The sequence below is a fragment of the uncultured Jannaschia sp. genome (genome assembly GCF_947494055.1).
GTDB lineage: Bacteria > Pseudomonadota > Alphaproteobacteria > Rhodobacterales > Rhodobacteraceae > Jannaschia.
The window spans coordinates 1-4,864 of sequence record NZ_CANLTR010000092.1; the positions used below are offsets into that span (position 1 = coordinate 1).

The 4,864-nt window shown below is 52.1% G+C and carries 3 protein-coding genes and 1 pseudogene; all 4 read right to left on the minus strand.

Features of this window, described 5'->3' with window-relative positions; translation table 11 throughout:
- Positions 1–185: 185 nt before the first annotated feature.
- Positions 186–377: pseudogene (locus Q1A87_RS22860) on the minus strand (transposase); the annotation flags it as partial.
- A gap of 86 nt (positions 378–463) precedes the next feature.
- Positions 464–2,545, minus strand: coding sequence for a DEAD/DEAH box helicase (locus Q1A87_RS22865; RefSeq protein ID WP_299656983.1), 2,082 nt, complete (start codon positions 2,543–2,545; stop codon positions 464–466).
- A 10-nt stretch (positions 2,546–2,555) separates the two neighbouring features.
- On the minus strand, positions 2,556–3,344 hold the full coding sequence (locus Q1A87_RS22870) for a DUF1837 domain-containing protein (protein ID WP_299656987.1): 789 nt from the start codon (positions 3,342–3,344) through the stop codon (positions 2,556–2,558).
- Between the two features lie 453 nt (positions 3,345–3,797).
- On the minus strand, positions 3,798–4,535 hold the full coding sequence (locus tag Q1A87_RS22875) for a HEPN domain-containing protein (protein ID WP_299656990.1): 738 nt from the start codon (positions 4,533–4,535) through the stop codon (positions 3,798–3,800).
- Positions 4,536–4,864: the final 329 nt, after the last annotated feature.

The following is a 4,864-nucleotide window of genomic DNA, read 5'->3' on the forward strand; positions in this document are numbered from 1 at the left end:
ACGCCGATCTCATCCCCGAACACGTCCGCGCCAACGCTCCGATCGCACCGCCCCCGCCACCGAAGCGACGTGGCCGCTCGCCCAAGAACGGAGCCGCCAATCCCTGATCCCGGCTGATTACCGGACCCGCCAGAGTGAGGAATTTTACTTCGGCACTTCTGAGGAAAATTCAGTCGGCGTTGACACACCTTGACCGAGAGGCAGAACTGGATGGCAGCATCCGAGAAGACGGACGGGCGCCCCATGCGCCCTTCATGCGGCGCCAGCCAAGCCATCTCCTGGTCAACCCAGATCAGCATCGAGCCGCGCTTGCGCAACGCGGCGTTATAGCTGGACCAGTTCGTCGTGCGGTAGCGGGAGGGAGGAGGCTTGCTCATGCGTCCCGCCTAACCGCATGGATTCACCATGTGAATCGTCCGAAGTCAGAGTTCTGCAACAATACCCTGCTTTAGCTGAAACTCCTTTACAAAGCTTGCCGCAACCACTCACGCTCAAATTCTGATAGTGCTTCCTTGGGGTCCTGAATGGCTTCGGACAAGCGGTTCCTCAAGGTCGTCTTGGTGTCACCGTCAACGTAGAAGGCCTGCGAAATCTGAACTGGCACCCCTTCTTCGTCCAACTCCTTGAGAATTTCAGGCTGAAACCAGCTACCAATGCTGCCGAAAAACAGGCTGTAGTCGGCTTGCGGCGAGGATTGGCGAACAAACAACTCTACCAATGCAAAGTTCTGAGGTAAACCATACTCGCAAGCCCGCAAGAATTTGAAGATGTTGTCTCGGTTTTCGGGTTGCCCTTTGTAGCTCTGATCCTGACTCAGCAGGAATCCTCTCAGGCTATTTGCCTTTCGAAGTCTGTCGATGAGTGTAGCAAGTTGCCTGGTATTGAACGCCCCAAAAGAACCGACATTCTGATGAGAACAGATTACATCACAGACCTCAAGAATTTCGGGCCATCTTGGCCAGTTCGCCCAAATCAATCTGTCGCTCTCTTCAAGCGACTTCACTACTTTTTCCTTTATGGCTACGGACGTTTCCAATCCGATTGAAGACGCCAATTTGAGTTCGTCGCCCTCGAGACCTAACCTGTCGCGGTAGTAACGAAATCTGTCATCTGATCGCTTTGACCTATCCGGTTTGTCGATATGAACGATATACTCGTCGGGTAGCTCGTCATCCTCTGAAAACAGTGTTGGGCTGACTTCCAGCTCGGTGTGCTCAGGGATATCATTGAAGACAATAACGTGGCCGACATGATGCTGTCCGAGCCGCCCGGCGCGCCCCTTGATATTTGAGTAGGTGAAGAAGTCATACGAGTCCCGATTAATCTTCTTGTCAAAGATCATCACGGTCTTTGCCGCCGTGTTGACGCCTTCAATGAGCGTTGAAGTGCAGAGAAGTATAGGCAGCTTACCTTGATTAAAGAGGCGAACCATTTGTCCAGCAATTGCTCGCGGAATGCGACCATGATGGACACCAAACCCATAGTCGACTGCGACAGATAGGAAATTGTTCCGCCCAATATTGTTCTGCAACCAGGTGGCGAAGTCGCTTGTGTCTTCTGCCACGGCCATCTTTTCAGAAAGCTCAATTGCAAGTTTGTTGGCTCTGCCCGGTGACGAGATGAAGACAAGTGCAGGCCAGTTTTTATCTTCGCCAATTTCTTCGATCAGACGTTCGCGCTTGTCTGGCACCGATCGAAGGTCCAAGGTCTCTACCGCTACTGTAGAAAACCGAGTTCTCAGGAATTCGAAGTTCCATCGGGAATCTGGCGCGACAGATATTTTGTCGATATTGGGCCCAAGAAAGAAAAACTGCTTGGACCTTTTCAGCAAGCGGTAGACCGCAGCGTTAAGTGTGATGCTCCGCTCGTCACGCCTGTCCGGATCAAGCTTGTAAAACTCATCAACAACAGTGAGGTCTAAGTTTCCCAAATCTTCCCGGTATATCAGCCGTTCTTGGGTCCCAAGGAAGATCGTCGGACTCTCCGTCGATGTCTCGCTCTGATGCATCACGAGCCTGAATTTTTCTGAAAAGCGATCTCGAAAGCGTCTTCTGAATTCATCGAGTAGTGCAATCGTCGGAAGCACAATTGCGACACGCCGATAACGTTCAGTCGACAGTAGAGCGTCGATCAGCAAGCTCTTTCCAAAACTGGTTGGGGCGCTCAAGATAAGATTTCGACCCGCGAGGAGAGCATCCAAAGCTTTGATCTGTTCGCGGTGAAACGTTACCCCTCCCAATTCGGAAGCGGTTACAGCCTCAGCGACAAATGCGTCTGTGTCGTCTGCCCACTCAGTTTCGATGTAGTTCCAAAGGCCTGTGGAACGGGCCAAGGAGCTCACAAGGGGCCGATAGCTTAGGAGTTCGTCGGGGTGCGTGTCTAAGAGGTCAGCAAGTCTGGGAACAACCTCAAGCAAGCTTGGGTCATCGGCATCCGTTGTCTGGATAGCGAAGGACGCAGCTTGCAGCACTCGGAACACTTCGCGCTTCAAATCGGAACCAGAAAGCGTATTGAGGTCTTTCCAGTTTATATTCAGACCGGGCATTTTTTACACCTTACGCAATTTGAAGCCCTTTAAGGCGGTCATCGAAGGCTTTATTGAGCGCATCCTTATCACCCAACGGGACGTAAATGAGCTTCAGTTTTATTTTTTCGGTCAGCCCTGACGCTTTTAACTTCCCCCACAGAGCTTGCATCTCTGCATCCACCCCAGCGCTATAATCGTCATTTAGCAATACGTGGCTTTCTGTCGCATCGCTATTCGCGGCAATCAGAACAGGGAAAACTGCATTGGTAATTAGCTCATCTAAAGAAGTTTCCGCAGACAGAAGCTTCTGTATCTTTGCGCTGTGCGGGATGTCGTTGGATACTTGCGGCCCAAGGAGTAACTTCTCGTTCTTGAGGAAGCCCGCCGTGATGTGCCCGGTTATGGATGCGATTGCATCCTTAATCGCATCGTTCCGGTTCTTGAAGAATTTCGCTTCCCCAAGCCAAAGCTCTATCTCGTTATCTCCGACATACCTAACATGAACTAAGTCAAATGCTTTTACCGGATCGTTTGATGCGCTCAAATAGTTAACTCTGGCCGCGATGGGTATCGTATTGAAATAAGTCCGACAAACGGCGTGAGCAGCAATTTCCCCCACCTCGCCACGACGTTCATATTTTTCACTGATGTAAACTCTGGAAGCTGCCTGCTTGAGCCGAACAAAAGTGTTGGTATGATTGGTGTCGCGAAGTTCGTCAGACTTTAGAGCGTAATCTATGATCCATTCGATCAGATTGTCAGCGAGACCAGAGCAACGCCACTCGGATAGTTCGAAGCCGGCGCAATAGCTCTCCAAGCTTTCGTTCGATCCGGTGATTCGAGTTAGAATGCAATTTGGGGAAATTATGTAAGGGTTCGACATTCAACGCGCTGCTCTTGAACTTACGTTTGAGTTTGCCTTAAAATCTTTGACCCGGCAACTACCAAAGGTTGCGCGCCCGGCGTTGCAGCACTCTGCTTTCAAGGTTCTGATGCTCGGATCAGACTGCTGAACAGAACGACATTGGTTCCGTCTTGTAACAGCTGCTTCTTCGGTTGGAGGAGGAAGTGCCATTTTCGCGGATGATGCGATGCAGCATCCGAGCAAATCCTGAAACCCGGTGTGGGCCAGTTTGGACAGCGGCGGTTTCCCGGCTTTCGGCTTCGGCGCCGCAAGGCCGCTCGGAGCCCGAAGTGACCGAAGCCACACTTCGTTCAAGGGCAGAAATTCACGCCCCGCCTCCAGTCAGGCCTACCGCGACGGAGCACTTCAAAGGCCGTTGCGAACTGGCTCACGAATAGCTTCGCGCACTTGGTTAGTTATGTGCCATGGAGCGAAGCCGAATCTTTCGCGAAAATCGCGATGTATGACCACATCGGTAGCCGCGGCCGCTTCGACAAATGAGGCCGTGTGTTGCCTGATAGTATCCGCAGTAAGACGATCTTCCGGGGCCGCCTCACCCGTATGAGCGATCTCGCCCCGCAGCGTGACAATCGCATCCAATCGGTTGCAGAGCCCGGGCTCTGCTAAGAAGTTGTCAATGGCGGCCGATATTCTGGCCCCGAGCACGAGTCGAAAAAGACCGTCTAAATCCTTGCCGCGCTGACGACTGAACTTCGGGGTGTTGAAATCGCGAATATACTCGTCCAACCGGTCGCTAAGGAGTTGTTTCCAGCCTTCGTCAGGCAGCAAGGCGACCTTTTCGTCAAGCGGGTCTTGGTTGCCTTTGAACTCGCTTCCAGCGTAGATCAGCAAGTCTCTTCGAAGTTGGTCAGTGATCTGATCGAACCGAAGATGGTTACGTTCAAGAATTTTTTGAGCGGCCTGTCTGCAAACCTCTTCACAGTAGATTTCCCAACTGGAGACAAGGAGAACAAGCGCACCGTTGAGTAACGCATGCTTTGTGTTCGGGCCTCGGCGATCATTGACCGCCTCGAAGACATCGGCCAACTCCACAACCTCTCTTCTGCGGCGACCATTGAATAGGGCAAAGGCTGAGCTGGGCATTGAAGATCCTCTAAGCTCTTTTGCGGATCGCCTTGCGCGAGAGCGTATTTTTTTTGAATTAATAGATTGAAGCTGCTCGACAAAACAACCTTAAAAAGCTCAGGCAACTGGCGAACCTTGTTCGCAACCCGGTCACTACAGTCACCGGAACGCTGAGCGACGCACCGATAACCGGTCTGGTGAAGCTGCGCCGCAGCGCCTGAACGTGAAGCCAAGGTCGGCAATGGGCCGAGGCTGTGTGGAAACTGCCTATCATGCTATACTTTCCCGAGGCATTTGGGGGTCAGGATGGCTGGTTTCATTGACGGCATCGACCGACAGCAGACGAC